Raw genomic sequence first — 25,149 nt, forward strand, 5'->3', positions numbered from 1 at the left:
CCATTCTTTCCGGGGCACTTCATGCAAAATCAAATCGGCGCACCAAAGCAGAAGCTCAGCTTCAGCGATCCCAAAGTGCGTGCGTGGCTCTTCCAGATCATCACGATTGTGGCGGTGGTCTCGCTGGGCTGGTACCTCTTCAACAATACCCAGACCAACCTTCAACACCGGGGCATTACCTCGGGTTTCGACTTTCTTGAGCGCAGTGCCGGCTTCGGCATCGCGCAGCATTTGATCGATTACACCGAATCGGACAGCTATGCCCGCGTCTTTGTCATCGGCTTGCTCAACACCTTGCTGGTGACCGTGATTGGTGTGGTCCTGGCGACGCTGCTCGGTTTCATCATCGGCGTGGCGCGCCTGTCGCCGAACTGGATGATCAACAAGCTGGCCACCGTGTATGTGGAAGTGTTCCGCAACATCCCGCCGCTGCTGCAGATCCTGTTCTGGTACTTCGCGGTGTTCCTGACCATGCCGGGGCCGCGCAACAGCCATAACTTCGGCGACACCTTCTTTGTCAGCAGCCGTGGCCTGAACATGCCGGCGGCGATTGCCGCCGATGGGTTCTGGCCGTTTGTGGTCAGTGTTGTCGTGGCAATCGTGGCAATCGTGCTGATGGCCCGCTGGGCCAACAAGCGCTTTGAAGCGACCGGCGTACCCTTCCATAAATTCTGGGCGGGCCTGGCGCTGTTCATCGTGATCCCGGCGTTGTGTGCCTTGATCTTCGGCGCGCCATTGCACTGGGAAATGCCCAAGTTGCAGGGCTTCAACTTCGTTGGCGGCTGGGTATTGATCCCCGAACTGCTCGCGTTGACCCTGGCGCTTACCGTCTACACGGCCGCGTTTATTGCCGAGATCGTGCGTTCGGGCATCAAGTCCGTCAGCCACGGCCAGACCGAAGCCGCGCGCTCCCTGGGCCTGCGCCCCGGGCCGACGCTGCGCAAGGTCATCATCCCGCAAGCCCTGCGGGTGATCATTCCGCCGCTGACCAGCCAATACCTGAACCTGGCGAAGAACTCGTCACTGGCTGCCGGTATCGGTTACCCGGAAATGGTTTCGCTGTTTGCCGGCACGGTGCTCAACCAGACCGGCCAGGCCATCGAAGTTATTGCCATCACCATGAGCGTGTACCTGGCGATCAGCATCAGCATTTCCTTGCTGATGAACTGGTACAACAAGCGCATTGCGCTGATCGAGCGGTGAGGAAACGCACATGAGTTCGCATACTTTCAAACCTGATATGCCGCCGCCGAACAAAGTCTTCGGACCGATGGCCTGGATGCGCGCCAACCTGTTTTCCAGTTGGCTCAACACCCTGCTGACGCTGTTGGCGTTTTACCTGATCTACCTGGTGGTGCCGCCGATCCTGCATTGGGCCATCCTCGATGCCAACTGGGTCGGCACCACGCGCGCCGATTGCACTAAAGAGGGCGCCTGCTGGGTGTTTATCCAACAGCGCTTCGGGCAGTTCATGTACGGCTACTACCCCGGCGACCTGCGCTGGCGCGTGGACCTGACCGTGTGGCTGGCAATCATTGGCGTGGCGCCGTTGTTCATCTCGCGCTTTGCGCGCAAGGCGGTCTACGGGCTGAGCTTTCTGGTGCTGTACCCGATCATTGCCTACTTCCTGTTGCACGGCGGGATCTTCGGCCTGACCAACGTGGCGACCAGCCAATGGGGCGGCCTGATGCTGACCCTGGTGATTGCCACGGTCGGCATCGCCGGCGCCTTGCCGCTGGGCATTATGCTGGCGCTGGGGCGACGTTCGAACATGCCGGCGATTCGTGTGGTCTGCGTGACCTTCATCGAATTCTGGCGCGGCGTACCGTTGATCACGGTGCTGTTCATGTCTTCGGTGATGCTGCCGTTGTTCCTGCCTGAAGGCATGGGCATCGACAAGTTGTTGCGGGCGCTGATCGGCGTGATCCTGTTCCAGTCGGCCTACGTGGCAGAAGTGGTGCGCGGTGGCTTGCAGGCGATACCCAAAGGTCAGTACGAAGCGGCCGCGGCGATGGGCCTGGGTTACTGGCGCAGCATGGGCCTGGTGATTCTGCCGCAAGCCCTGAAACTGGTGATTCCGGGCATCGTCAACACGTTCATTGCGTTGTTCAAAGACACCAGCCTTGTGATCATCATCGGCCTGTTCGACCTGCTCAACAGCGTCAAGCAAGCCGCCGCCGACCCTAAATGGTTGGGCATGGCCACTGAAGGCTATGTGTTTGCCGCCCTGGTGTTCTGGATTTTCTGTTTTGGTATGTCGCGCTATTCCATTCATTTGGAACACAAGCTCGACACTGGCCACAAGCGTTAGGAGTTGTTGTTATGAGCGAAGCGATCAAACAGCCTGTGAGCCCTGAAGGCATTATCCAGATGCAGGGCGTCAACAAGTGGTACGGCCAGTTCCACGTGTTGAAAGACATCAACCTCAACGTCAAGCAGGGCGAGCGTATCGTGCTGTGCGGCCCGTCGGGTTCGGGCAAGTCCACCACCATCCGCTGCCTCAACCGTCTGGAAGAGCACCAGCAGGGGCGCATCGTGGTCGACGGCGTGGAACTGACCAACGACCTCAAGCAGATCGAAGCGATCCGCCGCGAAGTTGGCATGGTGTTCCAGCACTTCAACCTGTTTCCGCACCTGACTATCCTGCAGAACTGCACGCTGGCGCCGATGTGGGTGCGCAAAATGCCCAAGCGCAAGGCCGAAGAAATTGCCATGCACTACCTGGAGCGTGTGCGCATTCCGGAGCAGGCCCACAAGTTTCCGGGGCAACTGTCCGGTGGCCAGCAACAGCGTGTGGCGATTGCCCGCGCCCTGTGCATGAAGCCGAAAATCATGCTGTTCGACGAACCGACTTCAGCGCTGGACCCGGAAATGGTGAAAGAGGTACTCGACACCATGATCGGCCTTGCCGAAGACGGCATGACCATGTTGTGCGTGACCCACGAAATGGGCTTCGCCCGCACCGTGGCCAACCGCGTGATCTTCATGGACAAAGGCGAAATCGTCGAACAGGCGGCGCCGAATGACTTCTTCGACAACCCGCAGAATGATCGGACCAAGTTGTTCTTGAGCCAGATTTTGCATTGATCGATGTTTGAAACGATAAACCCGGCCTGGTGCCGGGTTTATTTTTGCCTGTCCAGGAGGCTTTGAGCGCTTCTTGTGTTTGGTTATTGATGGTGCAGGTGAAGGCGTTGCGCAGGTCTGCGCCTTCGGACAAGGCCTTGGCGTCCGCGAGTAGATGGGATCGCGATCCAGCAGGCGCATCAGCACCATCAGCGACTTGGGTGGCGCTATCTCGCCGCGCTCGTAGCGTGAAAACGCGTTGTGCCCGCCACCGGGCAGCAGTGCCACGGTTTCTTTTTGCGTCATGTGCAGCGGGCGCCGTATACGCTTCAATTCGGCGCCGACCCTCCGTCGAGCGGCGTGGAGCAACTCATCACCGGCGTTAGCAGGTTGCCTGCCGAGCGCCCTAGTGCGTTGCCTTCGTAGGTAACTGCGAATAGGCTGTAGGAAAATTCATCCTATGATTGGACGAAAGCGTAAATCCCATGACAGACATCGCTCCGTTGATCAAACGCTCGCTGGTTGACCAAGCCCTGGAACAGTTGCGCCGGCGCATCACCGAAGGCCGATGGGCCATCGGCGAGCGCCTGCCCACCGAGCCCGAGTTGTCCGCCGAGTTGGGTATCAGCCGCAACACCGTGCGCGAAGCCATGCGTGTATTGGCGTTTTCCGGCTTGATCGACATCCGCCAGGGCGACGGCAGTTACGTGCGCTCGATGACCGACCCGTTGGGGGCGATGCGCGCGCTGTCCCACTGCACCCTGGAACAGGCGCAGGAGACTCGGCAGATTCTGGAAGTGGAGGCCATTGGGCTGGCGGCGCTGCGGCGTACCGAGGCCGACCTTCGCGTTTTGCGCGCAGCACTCAAGGCCAGCGCCGAGCTGTACCACGGTGATCTGGAGGCATATATCAGCGCCGACCTGGTGTTCCACAAACACTTGGTCGATGCCGCCCACAACCCTTCATTGAGTGAGCTGTACCAGTATTTTTCCGCCGTGGTCGGCGCCCAGTTGCGCCAGACCCTGAACATCTCACCGCGTCGCCAGGCCGTGTTCGACCTGCATATAGCCTTGCTCGATGCCGTGGAACAACAAGACCCGGAACGCGCCAAATCCCTTTGCCGGCAGTTGATCAATGAACCTTGAAGCCAAGCGCCCGACCGAACTCGAAGAACTGCTGATCGACGCAGAAGCCGACGACGATGTGGTACAGCACACCGCGCCGGTTGTTGCGCGGCCGTGGCTGTTGTTGCTGGGCCTGATCCTGGTAGCGCTGAACCTGCGCCCGGCGTTGTCGAGCCTGTCGCCGTTGCTGGCTGAAGTCTCACAAAGCCTGGGGCTGTCCGCCGCCAAAGCCGGTTTGCTGACCACCTTGCCGGTGCTGTGCCTGGGCCTGTTCGCACCGATGGCGCCGATCCTGGCGCGGCGCTTCGGTGCCGAGCGAGTGGTGTTGGGGATTCTGCTGACGTTGGCTGCCGGGATCATTCTGCGCAGCGCTTTGGGTGAAGTCGGCCTGTTCGCCGGCAGCCTGATTGCCGGTGCGAGCATTGGCATCATCGGCGTGTTGCTGCCGGGTATCGTCAAGCGCGACTTCGCCAAACAGGCGGGCGCTATGACCGGCGTATACACCATGGCGCTGTGCCTGGGGGCGGCGTTGGCGGCGGGTGCCACGGTGCCGTTGAGTCGCTACTTTGGTGACAGCTGGAACATCGGCCTGGGCTTCTGGATTTTGCCAGCATTGGTGGCGGCGCTGTTCTGGTTGCCGCAAGTCAGGCACAAGCATGGCGCCCATCACGTGGCTTATCGGGTGAAGGGGTTACTGCGTGACCCACTGGCCTGGCAGGTGACGGTGTACATGGGCCTGCAATCATCCCTGGCGTACATCGTGTTCGGGTGGTTGCCGTCGATACTGATAGGCCGTGGCCTTACGGCGACCCAGGCGGGGCTGGTGCTGTCCGGCTCGGTCATTGTGCAACTGGCCAGCTCACTTGCCGCGCCGTGGCTGGCCACCCGCGGCAAAGACCAGCGCCTGGCGATCGTGGTGGTGATGCTGCTGACCCTGGGCGGCCTGTTCGGTTGCCTGTATGCGCCACTCGATGGCCTGTGGGGCTGGGCGATCCTGCTCGGCCTTGGCCAGGGCGGCACCTTCAGCCTGGCACTGACCTTGATCGTGCTGCGCTCGCGCGATGCCCATGTGGCCGCCAACCTGTCGAGCATGGCCCAGGGCGTTGGCTACACGTTGGCGTCCCTCGGGCCGTTGGCGGTTGGCCTGGTGCATGACTGGACCGGCGGCTGGACGGCGCTGGGCTGGATCTTCGCGGTGATCGGGGTGGGCGCCATCCTCGCCGGGTTAGGCGCCGGCCGTGCGCTGTATGTGGGCGTCAACAGTGAGAAGGTCTAGCGTCACAGGTACTTCAGGGTCAGGGTCACAGCGCCATCAATGGGGATTTCTTCAGTCAACGGCAGCGTGTTACTCGGGGCGATGGTCGGGGTGATCAACACGTCTGCGCTCAGTTGTTGGATCGGTGTCGGGACGGTCGGCAGCGCACGCGTGGCGGTGAACGAAGTGAGGAACGCGTACGACAACAGGCTCGTGGGGGCCCAGGTCGAAGCCTCGGTCGAACCGATGGGAAACATTGGCACACCATCGGCCAGGATCGACACCAGGTTCAGACTCGTATAACCGAGCTTTTTGTCGTTGACCAACCCCAGGCCGAATCGCGTTCCCAGGCTGTCACCGTAAGCGGAACCGAGGCGGTTGTCCTTGGGCTCCAGTGCCACCAGCGTTGGCGCTTCGCAGCTGATCGCCAGTTGCAGGTTGTGTACCGGCAGCTGGGTCGGCTGGTCAATGTTGAGGTCCTTGGCGGCAATCTTGCCCAGGTCAGACAGGCCACCGTTGGACAGGCTGGGCGCGCAGGCACTGGGGGTAATCAGGCCGGTGACGGCCAGGTCGACGCTGGACGCGGCCACCGCGAGGTTGGCGCCGGTCAGTATCACCGTGGCGATCGACATGTTGATAAACGTGTTCATCGAGTACTCGTGTTTTCAAGGGGCAGGGTTACAGGTAAATCACTTCAAGCGTGGCCGAGCCGTCCATCGGCGTCTCCACACTCAAGTCCAGGTTCTGCTTGGCGTTGATCACCGCTTCAAGGGTCAAGGTGCTGGTCAGGTGCTGAATCGCCGAGGGCCCGGCGGTGCTGCCCTGTACCTCGGTGAACCCGAGCAAACTCCTGGAGCCGATATCGATAGGGTTGTTGTTGGAGGTCCGCCAGGCCAGGCCGCCGGTGGTGGATTCGGTGCCATAGGTCACCGGCAAGGCATCGGCCACCGTCTGTTTGGGGTCAAAGCTCACCGAATACACGCCGAGTTTGTTGCCTGCGCTATCCAGCCCCAGCCCGTAATAGATCTCGCTGTTGACGTGGGCAGTGCCGTCACGGTTATCGCGCATGCGCAGGGCGAAACGGCCGGGGGCGTTGCAACTGACGGTCAAGGTCAGCGACTTGAGCGGTAAGCGCGTGCCCGTGGCTTGGTTGAGGTCCTTCTGGGCGATTTTGCCGAAGTCGATCAAGCCGCCGCCAGACAGCACCGGAGTGCAGGCCATGGGCGTGATCAGCCCGCCGACCGTCAGTTCGACGGTGGAGGCGGCGTGGGCGGCGGGTAGGCTGGCCAGCCAGGTCAGCGTGAGGGCAGGCAACAGCAGGGCGTTCATGGTGTGCTCCTAGAGGTAGTGGATTTCGAGGGTGCCCGAGCCATCCAGCCGCACCTCATTGCTCAAATCCAGCGAACCGAGTGGCGCGATGACCGCTTCCAGGCTCAGTGTGGCGTTGAGGTTCTGAATGGCACTGGGGCCGCTGGTATTGCCGGATGCCGTGCTGAACCCCAGGTAGTGGTTGGCGCCGACGGCAGCGATGGCCGTGCTGGCGCTGCTCCAGGGCAGCCCGCCGGTGGCGGAGTCGGTTGTGAACACTTGCGCGAAGCTGTCGGCGGTGATGTGCGCGGGGTCGAACAGCAACCGATAGCGGCCGATTTTCTGCTGGCGGGCGTCCAGGCCCAGCCCGTAAGTGCTGTCGCTAACTGTGCCGGTGGCCGAGCCCTCGCGGTTGTCCTGCATGCGCACGGCAAAGGCCGTCGGCCCATCACAGGTCACGCTGAGCGACAAGGGCCGCGCGGCCAGGGCGGTTTCCTGGTCAAGATTCAGGTCGCCCACCGACAGCTTGCCCAACTCCACATGGCCGCCGTTGGACAGCGTGGGTGTACACGCCGCTGGCGCAAAGTGCGCTTGCAGGCGTAACTCCCGTGAGCGTCCGGCGGCGAGCGCATCGAACAGCCCGGTGGTGTCCCAGGTCACCGCATCGCGCACGCGCGCGGCGTCCTCGTTGGCCCAGGCGGTGGCGTCGATTTGCAGCGACAGGTTGCGCCCGGTCACAACGATGCCTGCGCGCATCGGCACAATCCCGTGGCTTGCTTGCCAGGCCAACTGAGTGCTGATCGTGGAAGGGGGCTGACCCTGGCCTGCAATCAAGCCCAGCTCTACCGCCTGACCGTCCAGCACTGCGTCGCTGACACGCAGCCGGTAGCTGCCATGCTCGGTAAAGCGAAAGCGCTCCGGCCCCGCGCCCAACCCGCGATAAAACACGCTCATATCAGTAGGCTGGGGGCAGTTCAGCGTGAGGCTTAAACGCCGCTCGCCCAGCAACCGTTCGGGTGCGAGGGTGAAGGGCACGGAGCGGTTCATCAGGCCGAAGTCCAACTGCGCCTGGCTCAGGTTGAGCTGGCATTCTTCGGCGCCCCAGGCAGCGCTGCTCAGCAGCACCAGGCTCAGGGCGTACAACAGGTGTTTAGCGCTCATGGTGAACGTCCTCATGGCTGGCGGCACTGGGCCGAGGCGGTTTCGAAATACACCTCGGGGTCGGCGTTTTTCGGCAGCTCAAAGTCCAGTCGGCAACGCGGTTGCCCGGCGGGTTTGACCCATAACGTGCGCTGTTGCAGCGCGTCAGGCAGGAACACCCGGCTGCCTTCCTGCACCAAGGTGATGAACTCGCCCTCGGCGTTGCTCACCGTTGCACCGCGTGGCAATGGCTGGCCGGTATCGGTGGTCACGTTGAGCAGCGCTCGACGGGTCAGCGCCACGCCGAATTGCACCTTGTCGACCGCACCGCGTCCGGCGGCAAGCACGGCAAGGCCGTTGTGGATCTCGGCATTGCGCGGCAGCGAACGCGTTTGTACCTCGACCGGGCTGCGGCTGTAGGGGCTGAGTTGCGAGGCCACGGCCTGGCCTTGCCAGTCGGTCCACACCGGGCCGCTTGGGGTTGTGACCTTGATCCCGGCCATCTCGCCCACCGACACCACCGCAAACGTGTCGCGCACCGGGTAGGGCGAGAAGGTCAGGCCGTCCTCATGCAACACCACGCCGCCGCGGGCGCCACCTTGATAGCTGGCGCGTTCGTCGTTGCTGCGGGTGTAGTTGAAGTCCAGCTGGCTGTACCACGGCAGCGCCGATACGCCGATGGATGACTCCACTTCACGGTCACGGCTGTCGCGTTCCACGCCCACCCGATAGCTCAATTGATCGTTGAGTTGTTCATTCACCCCCATGCCGAGGCGGTGCTCGCCTCCGGTGTTACGCACCCAGGCACGCCCACGGCGGGTTTCACCCAGCGGCACACTGATATTCAGGTAAATGCTGTTGTCGTTCTGCTGGCGCCCGCCGACTTGCCATTCGGCACTGGCCGATAGCGACACGCGGCCAACGCTGGTGCCCCAGGAGGCCAATGCCCGGCTGCTGCTTTCACCGTTGTATGAGGCCGTGCGCGAGACGCCGGCGCTGAACGTACCCAGCGCCGGATGCGCCCAGGAGGCGGTCAGGCTCTGCTGGTCGCGGTAGCGTGAACGCTGTTGGTCCTTGTTGTTGCCGACATAGGTTGAATCTTCGAGGTCGCGGTAACCCTGGGAGCGCCAGGAGCCTGCGCTGCTCACCGCCCAGCTGTCGCTCAAGCGCTGGGACCAGGACAGGTCGCTCTGCACGCCGCGTTCGGTCCCCTGTTGTTTGGGGCTGGCCTGTGCTGCCTGTGCGGAAAACTGCAATTGGCTGTCCGGCCAGGGCAACCAGCCCAGGCTCGCACCCGCTGAGTGATAGGCGTCTGCCATCAGCCCGCCGGCGCTGAGGCTGAGTTGCGGGTGCAGCGGGCCGCTCCAGCCCGCGCTGACCACCCAGGGCTCGCGGGCGTCGCTGTCGCCGATCTGCCGCACGCGCCCGGCCGCCACTGAATAGCCGGGTGCCGGCAGGCCCAGGCCGAGCATCGCGGCGGGCACGCTGAAACGACGTTCTTCGCCCGTGGTTTCCTTGACCGTGACTTCCACATCGGAGCGGCTGTTCAAGCGGCGTACATCGCTCAGGGAAAACGGCCCGGCCGGCACCACGGTGGAGTGAATCAACGCGCCGTTTTGGCGGATCTCGACCTGGGCCGGGCTGTTGGCGATACCGGTGATGGTTGCGCCCTGGTTCTGGTCTTGCAGCGCGGTTTCGGTCAGTACCTGGGCGCCGGTAATCTGCGTACCGGCCAGCACCGGGTTGTAGAGGCTGATTTGCCCGGCCTGCAGCACCGCCTGCTGTTCGGCAAAGGTGCGTTGGGCGTAGGCGTCCAGGTGGGTGGTGCGCGACCGGCTGTCCTGCCAGGTCTTGACCTGCCGGCTGCGCACGATCCAGTCACCGGCGTTAAAGCCGACCTCGGTGTTGGCCGAGCCGAAGCGGCTGTTGTTGTCGCCGAACTCGTTGTACAGGCCGGTCAAATCGTAGTTGAGCAGCAGGGCCTGGCCGCCGGTCTGGTAGCCGGAGATATCTTGCTGGGCCGGGCGCAGGGCATCGGTGGGCACCACCAGGGCCAGGTTCAGGGTGGCCGGGTCTTGCTCGATCACCGTTTGCGGGTAGCGTTCGATAAAACGATGGCAGGTGGTCGTCCCATCGTCATCGGGCACCATCAGGTTGCCGGTATCGAGTAAGGCACGGCTGAAACACAAGCCGCCCTGGTGGTCGAATTCCACGTCCACTCGGCCTCGGCGCTGGCCGTTGACCGTCACGTTGACGGCATGCCGGCCCGCGGCGAAACGCGGAGCCTGCAACAGCAGGTTGGCGAGCTCTGGGTCGATGCCACGCCGGGACAGGGTCTGGGGGTCGAACGCGCCGGCGATCAGGTCATTCGCCAGCACGGCCTCGGCCGGTAGTACGCCGCTCAGGGTCAGCGCCATACTCGTCAGGATCCGGCGTGCGCGGGGGGGCAAAACGCCAGGCATGGCGTTGCCGTCGCGTTCAGTCATTGCTGTGCTCACAAGGTCGTACTCAAGTATTGGGTGGCCTTGGCAAGCCACTCTTTTTTATAGGGTGATCGGTGCTTCGTAAGGCGCTACGGCAAAGCCGTACACGGTGGCCGGTTGCAGCTGTACGCGGGTGGCGCCGGAGCCGGAGGCCGTCACGGTGAGGGTTTCCCCCGGTAGTACATAGGTGCGTGGCAGCAACGCCGAACCACTGCCGGGCAGCAGCCGCAGCTCCTGGGACAGGCGCACCACGTAAGGGCTCGGGTTGTGCACGCTCAATTGGTCGCGCGTGATGCGCCACTCCAGCCCGGTCCAGGGCGTGCGATTGGGGGCCAGGCCTTTGGGGTGCACAATTACCGGCAGATTCTGGCGCACCGTCACCCCCACCTGCGCGTGCCCGGCCTGGGCTGTCGAGCGGCCCTGGGGCATGCCTTCGAAGATCACCCGCTTCAGGCGTTGGGTGGTCAGCGGCTCGGGTGATTGCAGGATGAAGCGGATGAGTTGGCTTTTGCCGGGCTCGACCCTGGCCAGCGGCGGGGTGACAAACAGCAGCGTCGCGGTGTCTTCGGGAATGTCTTCAAGGGTGACATGCAGCAGGGCCAACTTGTCATCGGTGTTGGTCACGGTGACCGAGGCTTCACCCTCAGCTTCGTTGACGATCACCACCGAGGTGTCAGGCACCATGCCGTCGGCCAGTGCGACGCCAGGGCCACCGCCCGCCAAGGTCAGCGCACCGAGGTACAGACCTGTGAGGCGAGCAAGGATGAACGCGCGGGTGAAAAAGGGCAGGGCAGTCATGGCTACAAATACCTCAGGTCTAGCACGATGGAGCCGTCCATCGGCACTTCCTGGTCGAGGGTCAAATAGGCGGCAGCGTTGATGGACGTATTGACGTGCAACGTAGCGTTCAGCAGGCGATGGGGTTCGGGCACCAGCGTGCCTGGCCGGGCAAAGCCCATGTAGTTGTTCGGGAAGGCATTGGATTCTGGGAACCAGGTTTCACCCTGGTTGCTGGACGCCAGCACCAGTACGCGTTCGCCGTCCCCCGTCGCGTCACGAAGGGCCAGGGAAACACTGCCCAGCCGTTCGCTGGGGACATGCATGTTGTGGCCCAGCCCGTAATAAAATCCCGGGCCCACAGAGGAATCGGCGCGATTGTCCACGCCCACCAGCACGAACAGCACCGGCTGGTTACAGCTCACATTCAGGTCCAGTGCCTGGGTGGGCAGCGTGGTGAATTCGTACTGGTTGAGACTGCGTGCTGGCACCCTGCCGTGGTCGACGATGCCATTGGCGGACAACGTCGGCGTACAGGCATTGGGGGTGATCAGGCCGGTGACGTTCAACTCGGTGCTGGGCGCCGCCATTACCAGCGCGCTGGTGCCGAGCAGGTAAAGCAGGCCAAGCAAGCGTGAAAAGGTGTGCTTCATGGGGAGAGACCGGCTGCCTTGTTCATCGTGTGTGGACGTGACAAGGGCAGGCGCGAAGGCCTGCCGTTGCTTGAGTCGGTTGCCGTTACAAGTAGCGCACGGTGAGGGTTACCGAGCCGTCGATGGGGGCTTCGTTGGTAAGGTCAAGGCCGCTGGTTTTGGCGATAAAAGGCATGACCCTCAGGTCTGCAGCCCACTGTTGGACTGGGGTCGGCAAATCGATACCGGTGGGTGCCGGCGCGATGAGGTTGCCGCGCATCAGGTAGCTCTCGGAATCCCAAGTGACGCCGTTGTCGTAGGAACCAACGGTCCTGACTGGCACCCCATCGGCGACTGAGCTCAACAGCCGTAAGCTCATGCCGCCAAGTTTTTGCGTGCCGTTGATCAGGCCCAGACCAAATTCCATGAAGTCGTTATTGGCGTCGGAGCCTTCACGGTTGTCCTTGGCCTCCATCGCCATCAGGGTGGCAGCGTCACAGGTGACGGAGAATTGCACTATTTGAGTGGGTAGAAAGGTCTGTTGGTCGGCTTTCAGATCCTTGGCCGAAATCTTGCCATAGTCCACGGTCCCACCGCCGGACAGCGCCGGGGTACAGGCGCTTGGGGTAATCAGGCCTTTGACGGTCAGGTCGACGCTGGAGGCGGCGAACGTGTGGGCACTGGCAATCAGCAGCGCGGTGGTGGCAAGTGATTTGAAGGCGATGTTCATGATGTTGTTCCTGAGTGGAGTAAGAGAAAAGGCTTACCAGTACTTGAGTTGAAGGGTGGCCAGGCCGTCGATTGGCACCTCGTCAAGTAAGGTCAAGTCGCTGGCGGGCGCGATCATGGTGAACGCCCGCAACCGCGCGCTCAGGGTTTGCACGGCAATCGGCGTATAGGCATCGCCGGGCGCAGCGAACGAGGTCATGCCGGTGTGGCCGAGGTACGCAGAGGGGCGCCAGGTGGCGCCGCCGTCATTGGAGAGGATGGCGTCTACCGGCGTGTTGTCGGCGATCGGGTCGAACAGGCCGAACGCCACGCTGCCGAGCCGCTGGTCATCGTTGACCATGCCCAGCCCATGCAGCGCGGGGTTGATCGCCGAGCTGCCGGCGCGGTTGTCCACGGTGGTCAGGGTGAAAAACGTCGGCCCTTCACACTGCACCTCCAGGAGCATCTCGGCGGCTTGCAGGCTGGTGGGTTTCTGCGGGTTCAGGTCCTTGGCCGTCAATTTGCCATGGTCGACGACGCCGCCACCGGACAAGCTCGGCGTGCAAGAGGCCGGGGTGATGATCCCGCTGACGCTCAAGTCCGTACTACTGGCGGCCAGGACGGGGCTGGCGCCGGTAATCAACAGTGTCGCGGCGAGGGTGATGAGGGGTCGAGACATTGGGTCACATCCTGTGAGTGGGGGGTGTTTACAAGTACTTCACTTCAACCGTGGCGGAGCCGTTGAGGGGGACTTCTTCAGTCAGGTCCATCCCCGCCGTGGGGGCGATCATGCTTTGCACGTGAAGGTCTGCCGTCACTTGCTGGATGGCGATGGGTGCCCAACTGCCCGTCGAGCGATCGCCAAACGAGGCGAAGTTAGCGACGGGCCAAACCTCGTCCGAATCAAGTCGCCCCCAGGTGAGGCCCTGATCACTGGATTGAATGGCGGAAATCGTCGCGCCGTCGGCCATCGCGTTGGCGAGCGTCAAGGAGAAATCCCCGAGTTTTTTGTCGCCCACCAAACCCAGGCCGTAGGTGTTCGCCGGGTCATGGGCGTTGCCTTGGTTGTCCGTGCCCTTCAGGGCCAGCAGGGTGGGTGCATCGCAGGTGATCGCCAGTTGCAGGAAGTGATTGCCAATGATCGTCCAGCCGGTCGGGCTCAAATCCCTGGCGGCGAGTTTTCCGTGATCGACGACCCCGCCGCTTGAAAGGCTGGGGGTGCAGGCGCTGGGCGTAATCAGGCCCTTGACGGTGAGGTCCACGCTGCTCGCGGCAAAAACGGTTGAGACACTCATCAGCAACAGGGCGGTGCTTATCAGAGCGGAAGACTTGTTCATTTCAATAGTTCCAGTACGGGCCAGATTGTCGAGTGATGCCATGGCGGCACTCGCTGACGTTGTCGACGAGTGCAAGGCGGTTTTTCATGTTTTCAGGGTGGCCCGAGAGGGGTGCAGGCTGACCCTGATAAGAGTGGGCAGCAATTTAGCGAGGGGGCGGCGGCGGGGAAATACAACAATTACGACAATGGTGCCGAGCAGAGAAAAAGCTATCGTTTGTGTCGGAATAGTTAACTGGAAAATGTAGGCAAGTTATCAGTTTCGTAGTTGTTGTATCGCCAGGCGGGTGGCAAAGAAGCTAGGTTGGCTTTGCGATGGCGGTCACTTTGGGCTCTTTCTGGCACTGCAAGGGTGCCTTGCCTTTGTTTGACTGTCGCGTCAGCGCTCCTCACTCAGTCCCAGGCTTTGCTCCTGAGCCAGGGCCGCTGCACCATCGACAACGACAAGGTGAGCGAGAGTGCTTTCGAGCGATGTCTCTTCGCATTTCTCCCCCCCGGATCACTGGCGGCACAGAGCGGTTTTGGTGGCGGAAGACCATTCGGCCTATCGGGCGCTGCTGGGTTGGTTCCTGGAAAAGCTCGGGGTCGGCCACGAGTTGGTCGGTCACGGTGGCGAAGGCTTGGCGGCCATTGCGCGTCGGCGCTTCGACCTGGTGATCAGCGATTGCCATATGCCCTTTATGGATGGCTATGCGCTGGCCCGTGCCATCCGTCTGCACGAGCAGCAGAACGGCCACCGGCGGGTGCCGATCATCGCGCTCACAGCCACCCTGTTGCCCTACGATGCCCAGCGCTGTCGCGATGCCGGGATGGATGCCTGGTTGCTCAAGCCGCTGACGTTTGAGCAGCTACGCGATGTGCTTGTGTACTGGCTCGCGGGGCCACCGGATGAAGTTTCACCTGCCACGCCTGGCGCTTCAACGGCCTTGCCCACGCGAGCGGACATGATCCGCACCTTCGGCAGCGCAGAGGTGGTGGAGCAGATGTTGGGCAGGCTTTTGCTTGAAGCCCGCAAGGATTGCGCAGGGCTGGCCCACGCGCGGATCACCGGCCACACCCAGGTCACGCTGGAACTGCTGCACCGTCTGTTGGGAAGCCTGGCGTTTTTAGGCTGTGATGACCTGGAGGCGCAGGGCGGTTTATTGATCCAGCAGGTCCGCGCCCACGGAGCAGGGGTGAACCGGGATAGGCTGGAAGCGTTTGAGGCAGACATCGAACGCTACTTCGCGTACCTGAGCGCGCTGTGAACATTCAGCGGGCGAGTGGATTTGTAGGAATTTATTCTTCTGATATGTAGCTTTTGTATGTGGGTGTTTTCCTTTTGTTTTGTAGGTTTAAGTTCACCCTCTACCGGGCATTGGGCGCGGCAGAAAAGTGCGTTTGCCGGGCGGTTGTTGAAGATCGCTGACGGGGGTATTTTGCCGCGATCATATTGCCATCATCCGTGAGTATTTATGCTTCGAGTAATAATTGCCGACGATCATCCCATTGTGCGCATTGGGCAAAAGGTGGTGATTGAGGCGAGCGGTAAGTGCAAAGTCGTCGGCGAAGCCAGCGGCCCCGATGATTTGCTGGTGCTGTTGAGCACCACGCCCTGTGACGTGCTGGTGACCGATTTCGCCATGCCGGGCGGGCGTCAGGCTGACGGCTATGCGTTGCTGAGCCTGTTACAGCGCCAATACCCCTTGATGCCGGTGATTCTGGTGACCATGTTCGCGAATATCGCCACCCTGCGCGCTTCCTTTGCCCAAGGCGCGCGCGCCATTGTCGCCAAGAACGCCTCGGCCAAGGAGTTGCCCTCGGCCATCCAGGCAGTGACCAAAGGCCAGACGTTTGCCAGCGAATGTTTGCGTGCGCAGTTGAGCGAGGCCGGCACAGGCGACTTGTCGCAAACCCCGCAGTTGTCCGGCAAGGAACGGGAAGTGGTGCGCATGCTCGCCAGCGGCATGACCGTCAGCCAGATTGCGGCACGGGTCAATCGCAGTATTTCCACGATCAGCAAACAGAAAAGTACAGCCATGAGCCGGCTGTGTATTTCTACGGATGTGGACTTGTTCGCGTATGCGCGCTCAGCCGGAATGGTGCCGTAGAAAACCCCTGTTTATGCCGGTGGTTTAATAAGTAACGCCAGGGCAGGGATTCGTATTACTTGTATTTAGTGTGAGCAATGTTTTCGATAACTTGGCTGGGTTCTTCTGCACTTAGTGCAGTGGCGGCGTTACCTTTAAACTCTATTAATTGAGTCGAACTTTCAGGTTGTTTACATCGCTCTGTGCGCTGTTCAATCTGTTACTAATCGACCGAACGTGAGCATTGATATGCACCCTTCTCGTGTCATGATCGCTGGCGCATTTTTGTTGGCCGGTGTTTCTGCTGTTTCGACTGTAATGGCCGCATCAAACGTGGACCTCAGTGTGGTCGGTAAAATCATCCCGTCGGCCTGTACGCCCACTTTGTCCAATGGCGGGATAGTGGACCATGGGAAAATCGCGCTGCAGGATTTCCCCGCCTATGGCTATAAAGCCCTTCCACAGGCAACGGTTCAGTTGGAGGTGACCTGTAATGCGCCGATGCTGATGGCGGTCAAGGCCATCGATAACCGCGTAGGGACTGCGATTCCAGCTTATCCGACCGATCCGTCATCCTCACTGAGCCGCTTTGGCTTGGGCTTGACCAGTGACGATAAAATGATCGGTTGGTATGAGCTGAAGCTGGTCAATGCTACTGCTGATGGTGCGCCGGGTGCTTTGATCGAGGCCGTGAATGTGACGGGCCCCTGGTTCGATGCCAATGCAAATACGATTTGGCAGCCAGGCTGGATGCGCACCGTCAGAGACTCCAGTAGCGCCGAGATGACGCCTTTACCGGTGATGGCCTTCACCGCAGACGTGGTGGTGCTTACCACCCTCACGGAAAGAAGAAATCTGCCAGTGACCGAAGAAACCCCAATGGACGGTAGCGCCACTGTGGAAGTCAATTACCTCTAACCCTACCGTGCATCACTCATTCCCGTGGCGAATGGCATGGCTTTCCTCTGCTGTGCAGACTATCTTTCAGCACTCCTGACCATCGTGCGAAGCCTGCCCATGAGTGATGCCCACAACGCCCTGATTACCGAGTTCTACAGCGCCTTTCAACGCCTGGATGCCGAAGCCATGGTGGCGTGCTACACCGATGATGTGGTGTTCAGCGACCCTGCGTTTGGTGAGCTGAGCGGGCGCGATGCCGGCGATATGTGGCGCATGCTCACCACGCGCGCCAAGGCCTTTTCGCTGACGTTCGACACGGTGCGCAGCGATGAAACGACGGGCAGTGCACATTGGGTGGCGACGTACCTGTTCAGCGCCACCGGCAACACGGTGGTCAACGACATCGGCGCGCGGTTCATATTTCGCGACGGCAAGATTTGTGGGCACCACGACCATTTCGACCTGTGGCGCTGGTCGCGCCAGGCGTTGGGTCTCAAGGGGCTGCTGCTGGGCTGGTCGCCGGCGCTGAAAAATGCGGTGCGCGCCCAGGCGCTCAAAGGCTTGAAGGCATTTCAGGCGGGTCGTTGATAAGATTGGCGCTCCTCTGGTTTGCCGACACGACCTGTGACTGATCTTCCTGAACCCAAACCCTGGTTTGTCTACCTGGTGCGCGCCGCCAATGGCTCGCTGTATTGCGGCATCAGCAATGACCCGGTGCGTCGGTTTGCCGCCCACCAAAGCGGCAAGGGCGCGCGGTTCTTTCTCTCAAGTCCAGCGGTCGCGCTGGTGTACACCGAACAGTGTGCTTCCAAAGGCGAAGCGCTGCGCCAGGAACGGCTGATCAAGAAATTAAAGAAGAGCGCCAAGGAATGCCTGGCAGCGCATGGCCCATCAATCTGACTGATAAGGCCCCATCATCCCCCTGCGCGATTTGGCAGGCTAAGCTAGCGGTTCACTTATTGGGCGGAGCCTGGCATGTCTGAGTTGATCCTTCACCACTACCCGCAATCACCCTTCGCTGAAAAAGCCCGCCTGTTATTGGGCTTCAAGGGGTTGTCCTGGCGTTCGGTGCGCATTGCGCCGGTGATGCCCAAACCGGATTTGACGGCCCTGACCGGCGGCTATCGCAAGACGCCGGTGTTGCAGGTCGGCGCTGATATTTACTGCGATACCGCGTTGATCGCTCGCCGCCTGGAGCAGGAAAAAACCACGCCGGCGCTGTTTCCGCTGGGCCTGGAGCTGGTCACTCAAAGCTTCGCGGCGTGGGCGGATTCGGTGGTGTTTGCCCAAGCGGTGGCGCTGGTGTTCCAGCCGGAATCCCTGGCCGTCAAGTTCGCCAAGGTGCCGCCGGAAATGATCCAGGTGCTGGTGGCTGACCGCGCCAAGCTGTTCAGCGGCGGAACAGCCGCTCGCGTGCAACTGGAGCAGGCCAGGCACCAATGGCCGGCGATTGTCAGCCGCATCGACCAGCAATTGCAGCATCAGCCGGGCGACTTCCTGTTCGGCGAACCGTCGATTGCCGACTTCTCGCTGGCCCATCCGTTGTGGTTCCTTAAAGGCTCGTCGGTGACGGCGCCGCTGGTTGACGCTTACCCGGCCGTCGCCGCCTGGCTGGACCGGGTGCTGAGCTTTGGCCATGGCACCGCCAGTGAGATGAGTGCCGAGCAAGCCCTGGACGTGGCGCGTAACGCGGCGCCTGCCGCCTTGCCAGATGAGCCGTTCGAAGACTTGAACGGTTTCAAGCCCGGCCAGCCAGTGACGATTGCCGCCACTGACTACGGCACCGACCCCGTCGCTGGAGAACTGCTGTTTGTCGGGCGCGAACAGCTGATCCTGCGCCGTACCGACGAACGCGCCGGCGTTGTGCATGTGCACTTCCCACGCATGGGCTTCTGCATTCAGGCGCACTAAGCAAAATTATTTTCAAAATAAGGTGAGGTAAATCCACCGCCCATCCGTGTAGTGCTTGAAACTGCGATGTATTCGCATTAACAGCTTTTCTACACGGGTTCTCACAGCATGAAGTCGACGGCGGGCGGTTGGGTAAAACAGTGGCTGGGAGCCTCGGTATTGACGGTGTCGGGGTTGGCATTGCTGCCGCTTTGCGTCGCCCAGGCGCAAGAGCAGCAAAGCGCCCAGTTCAACTTTGCGCTGGCGGCCAAGCCGTTGCCCCAGGCCCTGAACGACTTCAGCCGGGTCACGGGTCTCAGCGTGATCTACACCGATGAAGCGCCCTACGGCCTCAACGCCCCGGCGATCAATGGGCAGATGAGCGCAACCCAGGCACTGCAGCGCCTGCTGACCAACACCGGGTTCACCTTCCGCCAGATCGATGCGCGCACCTTGGCCCTGGAGCCGCTGCCCACCGGCGGCGCGTTGACGCTTGGCGCCACCACCATCAGCGGTGCCAACCCCGTACAGGACAGCACCAGCTACCAGCCGCCGCCCACCAGTTCGGTGATGCGATCCCGTGGCCTGCTGCTGGAAACGCCGCAAACCGTCAATGTGGTGCCCGCCCAAGTGCTGCGCGACCAACAACCGCGCAACCTGGATGACGCCCTGGGCAACATCAGCGGCATCACCCAGGCCAATACCCTCGGCAGCACCCAGGACGCGGTGATGCTGCGTGGCTTTGGCGACAACCGTAATGGCTCGATCATGCAAGACGGCATGCCCGTCGTGCAGGGCCGCGCCTTGAGCGCCACGGCTGAACGCGTTGAGGTGCTCAAGGGGCCATCGTCGTTGTTGTACGGCATCCAGGACCCGGGTGGTGTGGTCAATATCGTCAGCAAAAAGCCCGAGCTGGTGCAGTCCACCTCATTGACCGCACGCGGCTCGACTTTCGGTGACGGCAAGAACGGCAGCGGCGGCAGCCTCGATACCACCGGGCCGATTGGTGACAGCGGCCTGGCTTATCGGCTGATCGTCGACCATGAAGACGAAGATTACTGGCGCAACTACGGCACCCACCGCGAGACGCTGGTGGCACCGTCCCTGGCCTGGTACGGCGACACCACCCAGGTGGTCTTCGCGTATGAGCACCGCGAATTCCTCTCGCCGTTCGACCGCGGCACGGCCATCGACCCCAAGACCAACCACCCGTTGAACATCCCCGCGACCCGTCGCCTGGATGAGCCGTTCAACAATATGGAAGGCCGCTCCGACTTGTATCGCCTGCAAGTCGACCACGACCTCAACGACGACTGGAAAGCCCACTTCGGCTACAGCTGGAACCGCGAAACCTACGACGCCAGCCAAGTGCGCGTGGTCAAGGTCAACCCCAACGGCACCCTGACCCGCAGCATGGACGGCACTCAAGGCGCGCTGACCACCGACCGCTTCGCGACTGCCAGCCTGGAAGGCAAGGTCGATGTCGCCGGGATGCAGCACGACCTGGTGTTCGGCCTCGACGATGAGTACCGCAAGATCTACCGGGCCGACCTGATTCGCCAAGCGCCGCGCGGTGTCTTCAACTACAACAACCCGGTGTACGGCAACGAAGTCGCAGGGAGCACCGTCAGCGCCGCGGACAGCAACCAGACCGACCTGTTGCGCAGTGATTCGTTGTTCTTCCAGGATGCGATCCACCTGAATGACCAGTGGATTCTGGTCGGCGGTGCGCGCTATCAGATGTACGACCAGTACGCTGGCAAAGGCGTACCGTTCACCGCCAACACCGATGGCAACGGCCAGAAGTGGGTGCCGCGTGCGGGCCTGGTGTACCGCTACACCGACGCGTTGTCGTTCTATGGCAGCTACACCGAGTCGTTCAAACCCAACTCCACCATTGCGCCGCTGGCCAACAAAACGGTGCTGGATGGCAGCCTGGAGCCGGAGCAGTCCAAAGCGTGGGAGCTGGGCACCAAGTTCGACATGCCTGGGCGTATCACCGCGAGCGCGGCCTTGTTCAACATCGAAAAGCGCAATGTGCTGGTGCAAGTGGGGGATGGGCTGACTTCGGTGTACAGCGTGGCCGGCAAGGTGCGCTCGCGTGGCCTGGAGCTGGACGCCAGTGGGCAATTGACCGACAACTGGAGCCTGATCGGCAGCTATGCCTACACCGATGCGGTGGTGGTTGAGGACAGCAAATACAAGGGTAACGACCTGCAAAACGTGGCGAAGAACACCGCGTCGTTGTCGGCCGTGTATGACTTCGGCAGCATTCTGGGCGGTGACCAGCTACGCGTCGGCGCCGGAGCTCGCTATGTGGGCGAGCGGGCAGGGGACGCGGCTAACAGCTTCGAACTGCCGAGCTACACCGTGGCCGATGCGTTCGCCAGCTATGACACCAAGATCGACGGGCAGAAGGTCAAGTTCCAGCTCAATGTGAAGAACCTGTTTGATCGCACCTACTACACCTCGTCGGTGAACACGCAGTTTGTGTCCATCGGCGATGCGCGGCAGGTATCGGTCTCCAGTACCTTGACCTTCTGATGAGAAAATACGCCGGGTTATCATCCCAGCTGATTTGCCAAGTGCTCCACGCCCAGCGCGCTTGCCGAGGAGGTTGGGCGCCTGCGGCAGTGGGTGACCTGTCGCGGTGAGGCGCCGATGTTGATCGTTTTGCAACCCGCGCCGAGTAAAGCCGAGGCCACGCCTGGCCCGCTATTTCAGGTCGGAACGTTCTCGATCACCACCCTGGCACTTGATTGAACGCGCTGAATTAACCAAGCTGCGCACTTTCGCCGATTCAGGAAAGCCAGGTTTATGCGGTTGGCACGATGGATACACACCAGCGCAACGGCGCTAGTCTTTGGCCTGTTACTCAGTGGTTGCGCCACACCGTCAAAGACGGCCACCGGGCACAGCCTCGACCAGTTGCTGGCCGACCCGGCGCTGCACGGCGCCTCGGTGTCGCTGCTGGTGCGTGATGCCCGCAGTGGCGCCACGCTGTATCAGCACAACCCGCGCACACGGCTGGTGCCCGCCTCCAACCTCAAGCTGCTGACCACCGCGGCGGCGATGGATGTGTTGGGGCCGCAGTACCGGTTTTCTACGCAATTGTTGAGCAATGGCATCCGCCAGGGCGATCGCCTGACCGGCAACCTGTACCTGCGCGGTCTGGGTGACCCCACCATTCAATTCGCCGATTACCAGGCCCTCGCGGCGCAACTGGCCAGCCAGGGCGTACGCCAGGTGCAGGGTGACCTGGTGTTCGACGACACCTGGTTTGACGCCGAGCGGCTGGGTGTCGACTGGTCCCACGATGATGAAACCACCTACTACGGCGCGCAGATTTCCGCGCTGACCGTGTCACCCAACGCGGATTTTGATGCCGGCAGCGTACTGGTCACGGCCAAAGCGCCGGTGCGCGTAGGGCAGCCGGTGAATGTCGAGATCTTCCCGCCGACCGACTACCTGCAACTGAGTAACCGCGCGGTCAGCGGGCCCGGCAACACCTATGGCATCAACCGTCGCCATGGCACCAACCTGTTGCAGCTCAGTGGCGCCGTAGCGGCGGGGCGGCAGAGCGAACAATTGGTCAGTGTGTGGGAGCCGACGCAACTGGTGGCCAATCTGTTTGAACAGGCGTTGGCGCAGCAGGGCATTACGGTGCTGGGGCGTCGTGTGATGGGCGCTGCCAGCCCGGCCACGGCGACAGTGTTGGCCGAGCACCAATCGGCGCCGTTGCAGGCACTGATCACGCCGCTGCTCAAACTCTCGAACAACAACATGTCCGAAGCCCTGCTCAAGGCCATGGGCCGCAAGACCGCCAATAGCGGCACGGCGGCGGCGGGTGTGGTGGCGGTGGCCGGGTTTCTCAAGCGCCAGGGGCTGGACACGGCGACGCTGAGCCAGGTCGACGGCTCCGGCCTGTCACGGCGTAACCTGGTGTCGTCGCAAACCCTCACCGACCTGCTGCTGGCTGCGAGCAAACAGCCGTGGTTCAACGCCTGGTACAACGCGCTGCCGATTGCCGGCAATACCGAGCGCATGACCGGTGGCAGCCTGAGTTATCGCCTGCGCGGCACAAGCGCTGAAAACAATCTGCACGCCAAGACCGGCTCCATGGGCGGCGTGTCGTCATTGAGCGGTTACATCACCGATGCCCACGGGCGCCAGTTGGTGTTCTCGATGCTGACCAATAACTACGTGGTGGCCGGCGCGCAGGTGAAGGGCCTGGAGAACCGCGTGGCGCTGGCCCTGTCACGTTGGGACGATTGATTCAGGGCTGATAGCCCATCCGCCAACTCACCGCCCGGGTCGCCGCCAGCAAGTGCTGCGCCGCCGGGCCGTCTTCATCGGCGTGGAACAGCGAGGTGGGGCCGACCACGGTCATCACCGCCGCCACGTGCCCGACCGCGTTGAACACCGGCGCCGACAATGCATCGACCCCGGGCATCAGCAAACCGTGCACAAAGTGCAGGCCACGGTTGCGGATCTGTTCACACGCGGTGGCGTAGGCCTGGTCATCCGCCAGGGCGTGGGCGCTACCGGCCTGAATCTCACGCTCGCGCAATTCGACGGTCTCCCGCGAAGGTAAATAAGCGCTGAACACCAACCCGGTGGACGAGCTGAGCAACGGCAACACCGAACCCAACTGCGTCACCACCGTGATCGCGCGCACCGCCGGCTCGATGTGCACCACGGTCGCGCCCTGGTTGCCCCACACGGCCAGAAAGCAGGTTTCATTCAGTTCATCCCGCAGCTCCGCCAGGGGCAGGGCGCCGACTTTCAACACATCCATGCTGCCCAGCGCCGCCAGGCCCACGCGCAATGCTTCGCGGCCCAGCCCATAGTGGTTGGTGGCGGTGTTTTGTTCGGCAAACCCCGAGGCGATCAGTGCCTGCAAATAGCGGTGGACCTTGCTCGCCGGCATCTGCACGTGCTCGGCCAGGCGCGACAGCGAGGTGGCCGGGGACAGTTCAGCGAGGGCCTTGAGAATATCGGTGCCCACTTCGGCCGAGCGGACTTTCTGTTTACCGGTGTCGCGGGGCTTTTCCATGGGGCAACGAGAATCCGAGAGATGAATGGGCGTCTTTATAGCTTGACGGTCGATAGTGATCAAATTACGTTATGCGTAACTGGATTACGATAAAAACAACTTCCGTACTGAGGATGCTCCATGAACCTCGAATACCTGTCGGGCTTCGGCAATGAATTCGCCAGCGAAGCCCTGCCTGGCGCGCTGCCCGTCGGCCAGAATTCCCCGCAAAAAGCCCCCTACGGCCTGTACACCGAACTGTTTTCCGGGACCGCCTTCACCATGGTGCGCAGCGAAGCCCGACGCACGTGGTTGTACCGCATTCAGCCATCGGCCAATCACCCGGCCTTCGTGAAGCTTGAGCGGCAACTGGCCGGTGGGCCGTTGGGCGCCGTGACGCCGAATCGTCTGCGTTGGAACCCGTTGGACAGGCCCGACGAGCCGACGGACTTTATCGACGGCCTCGTCGGCATGGTGGCCAACTCAGGGGCTGAAAGCCCCTCAGGCATCAGCATCTACAACTACTGCGCCAACCGTTCCATGGAGCGGGTGTTCTTCAACGCCGACGGCGAACTGTTGATCGTCCCCGAGCAGGGCCGGCTGCGCATCGCCACCGAACTGGGCGTGCTGGACGTCGAGCCACTGGACATCGTCGTGCTGCCGCGCGGCCTTAAATTCCGTGTCGAACTGCTGGACGCCCAAGCGCGCGGCTACGTTGCCGAAAACCACGGCGCGCCGCTGCGCCTGCCGGACCTGGGGCCTATCGGCAGCAACGGCCTGGCCAACCCGCGTGACTTCCTGACGCCGGTCGCGCACTACGAAGACCTCAAAAAGCCGACCACGCTGGTACAGAAGTTCCTCGGCGAGTTGTGGGCCTGTGAGCTGGACCATTCGCCGCTGAACGTGGTCGCCTGGCACGGCAATAACGTGCCGTACAAATACGACCTGCGCCGCTTCAATACCCTTGGCACCGTCAGTTTCGATCACCCGGACCCGTCGATCTTCACCGTGTTGACCTCGCCCACCAGCGTGCATGGCCTGGCCAACCTCGACTTCGTTATATTCCCGCCGCGCTGGATGGTCGCCGAGAACACCTTCCGGCCGCCGTGGTTCCACCGCAACCTGATGAACGAATACATGGGCCTGATCCAGGGCGCCTACGACGCCAAGGCCGAAGGCTTCCTGCCCGGGGGTGCGTCGTTGCACAGTTGCATGAGCGCCCATGGTCCGGACGGCGAGACGTGCACCAAGGCCATCAACGTGGAACTGGCGCCGCACAAGATTGATAACACCATGGCGTTTATGTTCGAGACCAGCCAAGTGCTGCGCCCCACGCAGTTCGCCCTGGAATGCCCGCAACTGCAAAACACTTACGACGCGTGCTGGGCTTCGCTGCCCGCCACCTTCAACCCGAACCGGAGATAAC

24 protein-coding genes and 1 pseudogene are annotated in these 25,149 nt (G+C 61.9%); 14 read left to right on the forward strand and 11 right to left on the reverse strand.

Annotation, left to right across the window (positions count from 1 at the left end; all coding sequences use genetic code 11):
* Positions 1-21: 21 nt before the first annotated feature.
* From CPH89_RS16095 to CPH89_RS16105, 3 genes are read left to right on the forward strand one after another with little or no spacing between them, the layout of a single operon-like run.
* Positions 22-1,203: an amino acid ABC transporter permease gene (locus CPH89_RS16095; RefSeq protein WP_053254521.1), complete on the forward strand. Its 1,182-nt coding sequence runs from the start codon at positions 22-24 to the stop codon at positions 1,201-1,203.
* A gap of 10 nt (positions 1,204-1,213) precedes the next feature.
* Entirely contained in the window at positions 1,214-2,311 is a 1,098-nt protein-coding gene (locus CPH89_RS16100) for an amino acid ABC transporter permease (RefSeq protein WP_053254522.1), read from the forward strand.
* A gap of 11 nt (positions 2,312-2,322) precedes the next feature.
* On the forward strand, positions 2,323-3,087 hold the full coding sequence (locus tag CPH89_RS16105; protein ID WP_003171943.1) for an amino acid ABC transporter ATP-binding protein: 765 nt from the start codon (positions 2,323-2,325) through the stop codon (positions 3,085-3,087).
* Positions 3,088-3,142: 55 nt separating this feature from the next.
* On the opposite strand, the pseudogene CPH89_RS30600 reads toward CPH89_RS16105, so the two are convergent.
* Positions 3,143-3,450 (reverse strand): annotated as a pseudogene (locus tag CPH89_RS30600) (type II TA system antitoxin MqsA family protein); the annotation flags it as partial.
* A gap of 101 nt (positions 3,451-3,551) precedes the next feature.
* Between CPH89_RS30600 and CPH89_RS16115 the strand changes: the two are divergent.
* A complete protein-coding gene (locus CPH89_RS16115) occupies positions 3,552-4,211 on the forward strand; it encodes a FadR/GntR family transcriptional regulator (RefSeq protein ID WP_053254523.1) in 660 nt (219 codons plus the stop codon).
* Positions 4,201-5,466 carry a CynX/NimT family MFS transporter gene (locus tag CPH89_RS16120; protein ID WP_053254524.1) on the forward strand — a complete coding sequence of 422 codons (1,266 nt, stop codon included), beginning with the start codon at positions 4,201-4,203 and terminating at the stop codon, positions 5,464-5,466. Before CPH89_RS16115 ends, CPH89_RS16120 begins: the two co-directional genes overlap by 11 nt.
* Positions 5,467-5,468: 2 nt before the next feature.
* On the opposite strand, the gene CPH89_RS16125 is transcribed toward CPH89_RS16120, so the two are convergent.
* From CPH89_RS16125 to CPH89_RS16165, 9 genes are all read right to left on the reverse strand, one after another.
* The gene (locus tag CPH89_RS16125; protein WP_053254525.1) at positions 5,469-6,095 is read right to left on the reverse strand and encodes a DUF1120 domain-containing protein; all 627 of its coding nucleotides are present in this window, start codon (positions 6,093-6,095) and stop codon (positions 5,469-5,471) included.
* Between the two features lie 28 nt (positions 6,096-6,123).
* Positions 6,124-6,774, reverse strand: coding sequence for a DUF1120 domain-containing protein (locus CPH89_RS16130; RefSeq protein WP_053254526.1), 651 nt, complete (start codon positions 6,772-6,774; stop codon positions 6,124-6,126).
* A 9-nt stretch (positions 6,775-6,783) separates the two neighbouring features.
* Positions 6,784-7,914, reverse strand: a complete 1,131-nt coding sequence (locus CPH89_RS16135) for a DUF1120 domain-containing protein (RefSeq protein WP_053254527.1) — start codon at positions 7,912-7,914, stop codon at positions 6,784-6,786.
* 11 nt (positions 7,915-7,925) lie between these two features.
* A complete protein-coding gene (locus CPH89_RS16140) occupies positions 7,926-10,379 on the reverse strand; it encodes a fimbria/pilus outer membrane usher protein (RefSeq protein ID WP_081006331.1) in 2,454 nt (817 codons plus the stop codon).
* A gap of 57 nt (positions 10,380-10,436) precedes the next feature.
* Positions 10,437-11,174, reverse strand: a complete 738-nt coding sequence (locus CPH89_RS16145; protein WP_078827776.1) for a fimbria/pilus chaperone family protein — start codon at positions 11,172-11,174, stop codon at positions 10,437-10,439.
* 2 nt (positions 11,175-11,176) lie between these two features.
* Positions 11,177-11,806 (reverse strand): DUF1120 domain-containing protein, encoded by a 630-nt coding sequence (locus CPH89_RS16150; RefSeq protein ID WP_053254529.1) that lies wholly within the window; start codon positions 11,804-11,806, stop codon positions 11,177-11,179.
* Between the two features lie 85 nt (positions 11,807-11,891).
* Positions 11,892-12,515 carry a DUF1120 domain-containing protein gene (locus CPH89_RS16155; RefSeq protein ID WP_053254530.1) on the reverse strand — a complete coding sequence of 208 codons (624 nt, stop codon included), beginning with the start codon at positions 12,513-12,515 and terminating at the stop codon, positions 11,892-11,894.
* Positions 12,516-12,548: 33 nt separating this feature from the next.
* On the reverse strand, positions 12,549-13,172 hold the full coding sequence (locus CPH89_RS16160; protein WP_053254531.1) for a DUF1120 domain-containing protein: 624 nt from the start codon (positions 13,170-13,172) through the stop codon (positions 12,549-12,551).
* 28 nt (positions 13,173-13,200) lie between these two features.
* On the reverse strand, positions 13,201-13,872 hold the full coding sequence (locus tag CPH89_RS16165; RefSeq protein ID WP_232005370.1) for a DUF1120 domain-containing protein: 672 nt from the start codon (positions 13,870-13,872) through the stop codon (positions 13,201-13,203).
* Between the two features lie 481 nt (positions 13,873-14,353).
* Here CPH89_RS16165 and CPH89_RS16170 point away from each other — a divergent pair, with 481 nt between their 5' ends.
* The 8 genes from CPH89_RS16170 to dacB all read left to right on the forward strand — a co-directional run bounded on the left by CPH89_RS16170 (position 14,354) and on the right by dacB (position 22,963).
* Positions 14,354-15,076, forward strand: a complete 723-nt coding sequence (locus CPH89_RS16170) for a response regulator (protein WP_232005372.1) — start codon at positions 14,354-14,356, stop codon at positions 15,074-15,076.
* Positions 15,077-15,283: 207 nt separating this feature from the next.
* Positions 15,284-15,919, forward strand: coding sequence for a response regulator (locus CPH89_RS16175; RefSeq protein ID WP_053254534.1), 636 nt, complete (start codon positions 15,284-15,286; stop codon positions 15,917-15,919).
* A 216-nt stretch (positions 15,920-16,135) separates the two neighbouring features.
* Positions 16,136-16,816, forward strand: coding sequence for a DUF1120 domain-containing protein (locus CPH89_RS16180; protein ID WP_232005374.1), 681 nt, complete (start codon positions 16,136-16,138; stop codon positions 16,814-16,816).
* A gap of 99 nt (positions 16,817-16,915) precedes the next feature.
* Entirely contained in the window at positions 16,916-17,386 is a 471-nt protein-coding gene (locus CPH89_RS16185) for a nuclear transport factor 2 family protein (RefSeq protein ID WP_053254536.1), read from the forward strand.
* A 36-nt stretch (positions 17,387-17,422) separates the two neighbouring features.
* Entirely contained in the window at positions 17,423-17,698 is a 276-nt protein-coding gene (locus tag CPH89_RS16190; protein WP_053254537.1) for a GIY-YIG nuclease family protein, read from the forward strand.
* A 75-nt stretch (positions 17,699-17,773) separates the two neighbouring features.
* On the forward strand, positions 17,774-18,709 hold the full coding sequence (locus CPH89_RS16195) for a glutathione S-transferase family protein (RefSeq protein WP_053254538.1): 936 nt from the start codon (positions 17,774-17,776) through the stop codon (positions 18,707-18,709).
* A gap of 108 nt (positions 18,710-18,817) precedes the next feature.
* Entirely contained in the window at positions 18,818-21,232 is a 2,415-nt protein-coding gene (locus CPH89_RS16200) for a TonB-dependent siderophore receptor (protein ID WP_053254539.1), read from the forward strand.
* A 273-nt stretch (positions 21,233-21,505) separates the two neighbouring features.
* The gene (gene dacB, locus CPH89_RS16205) at positions 21,506-22,963 is read left to right on the forward strand and encodes a D-alanyl-D-alanine carboxypeptidase/D-alanyl-D-alanine endopeptidase (protein WP_053254540.1); all 1,458 of its coding nucleotides are present in this window, start codon (positions 21,506-21,508) and stop codon (positions 22,961-22,963) included.
* 1 nt (position 22,964) lies between these two features.
* On the opposite strand, the gene CPH89_RS16210 is transcribed toward dacB, so the two are convergent.
* Positions 22,965-23,744 carry an IclR family transcriptional regulator gene (locus tag CPH89_RS16210; protein WP_053254541.1) on the reverse strand — a complete coding sequence of 260 codons (780 nt, stop codon included), beginning with the start codon at positions 23,742-23,744 and terminating at the stop codon, positions 22,965-22,967.
* A gap of 120 nt (positions 23,745-23,864) precedes the next feature.
* Between CPH89_RS16210 and hmgA the strand changes: the two genes are divergently transcribed.
* The gene (gene hmgA / locus CPH89_RS16215) at positions 23,865-25,148 is read left to right on the forward strand and encodes a homogentisate 1,2-dioxygenase (protein ID WP_053254542.1); all 1,284 of its coding nucleotides are present in this window, start codon (positions 23,865-23,867) and stop codon (positions 25,146-25,148) included.
* Position 25,149 lies beyond the last annotated feature (1 nt).

It is taken from the genome of Pseudomonas fluorescens, assembly GCF_900215245.1.
In the GTDB taxonomy this organism is placed as follows: Bacteria; Pseudomonadota; Gammaproteobacteria; order Pseudomonadales; family Pseudomonadaceae; genus Aquipseudomonas; species Aquipseudomonas fluorescens.

Excerpts from the sequence above, each read along its gene's own strand:
- CPH89_RS16095 (WP_053254521.1), top strand. The coding sequence starts at position 22 with ATGCAAAATCAAATCGGCGCACCAAAGCAGAAGCTCAGCTTCAGCGAT.
- CPH89_RS16100 (WP_053254522.1), top strand. The coding sequence starts at position 1,214 with ATGAGTTCGCATACTTTCAAACCTGATATGCCGCCGCCGAACAAAGTC.
- CPH89_RS16105 (WP_003171943.1), top strand. The coding sequence starts at position 2,323 with ATGAGCGAAGCGATCAAACAGCCTGTGAGCCCTGAAGGCATTATCCAG.
- CPH89_RS16115 (WP_053254523.1), top strand. The coding sequence starts at position 3,552 with ATGACAGACATCGCTCCGTTGATCAAACGCTCGCTGGTTGACCAAGCC.
- CPH89_RS16120 (WP_053254524.1), top strand. The coding sequence starts at position 4,201 with ATGAACCTTGAAGCCAAGCGCCCGACCGAACTCGAAGAACTGCTGATC.
- CPH89_RS16125 (WP_053254525.1), bottom strand. The coding sequence starts at position 6,095 with ATGAACACGTTTATCAACATGTCGATCGCCACGGTGATACTGACCGGC.
- CPH89_RS16130 (WP_053254526.1), bottom strand. The coding sequence starts at position 6,774 with ATGAACGCCCTGCTGTTGCCTGCCCTCACGCTGACCTGGCTGGCCAGC.
- CPH89_RS16135 (WP_053254527.1), bottom strand. The coding sequence starts at position 7,914 with ATGAGCGCTAAACACCTGTTGTACGCCCTGAGCCTGGTGCTGCTGAGC.
- CPH89_RS16140 (WP_081006331.1), bottom strand. The coding sequence starts at position 10,379 with ATGACTGAACGCGACGGCAACGCCATGCCTGGCGTTTTGCCCCCCCGC.
- CPH89_RS16145 (WP_078827776.1), bottom strand. The coding sequence starts at position 11,174 with ATGACTGCCCTGCCCTTTTTCACCCGCGCGTTCATCCTTGCTCGCCTC.
- CPH89_RS16150 (WP_053254529.1), bottom strand. The coding sequence starts at position 11,806 with ATGAAGCACACCTTTTCACGCTTGCTTGGCCTGCTTTACCTGCTCGGC.
- CPH89_RS16155 (WP_053254530.1), bottom strand. The coding sequence starts at position 12,515 with ATGAACATCGCCTTCAAATCACTTGCCACCACCGCGCTGCTGATTGCC.
- CPH89_RS16160 (WP_053254531.1), bottom strand. The coding sequence starts at position 13,172 with ATGTCTCGACCCCTCATCACCCTCGCCGCGACACTGTTGATTACCGGC.
- CPH89_RS16165 (WP_232005370.1), bottom strand. The coding sequence starts at position 13,872 with ATGGCATCACTCGACAATCTGGCCCGTACTGGAACTATTGAAATGAAC.
- CPH89_RS16175 (WP_053254534.1), top strand. The coding sequence starts at position 15,284 with ATGCTTCGAGTAATAATTGCCGACGATCATCCCATTGTGCGCATTGGG.
- CPH89_RS16185 (WP_053254536.1), top strand. The coding sequence starts at position 16,916 with ATGAGTGATGCCCACAACGCCCTGATTACCGAGTTCTACAGCGCCTTT.
- CPH89_RS16195 (WP_053254538.1), top strand. The coding sequence starts at position 17,774 with ATGTCTGAGTTGATCCTTCACCACTACCCGCAATCACCCTTCGCTGAA.
- CPH89_RS16200 (WP_053254539.1), top strand. The coding sequence starts at position 18,818 with ATGAAGTCGACGGCGGGCGGTTGGGTAAAACAGTGGCTGGGAGCCTCG.
- dacB (WP_053254540.1), top strand. The coding sequence starts at position 21,506 with ATGCGGTTGGCACGATGGATACACACCAGCGCAACGGCGCTAGTCTTT.
- CPH89_RS16210 (WP_053254541.1), bottom strand. The coding sequence starts at position 23,744 with ATGGAAAAGCCCCGCGACACCGGTAAACAGAAAGTCCGCTCGGCCGAA.
- hmgA (WP_053254542.1), top strand. The coding sequence starts at position 23,865 with ATGAACCTCGAATACCTGTCGGGCTTCGGCAATGAATTCGCCAGCGAA.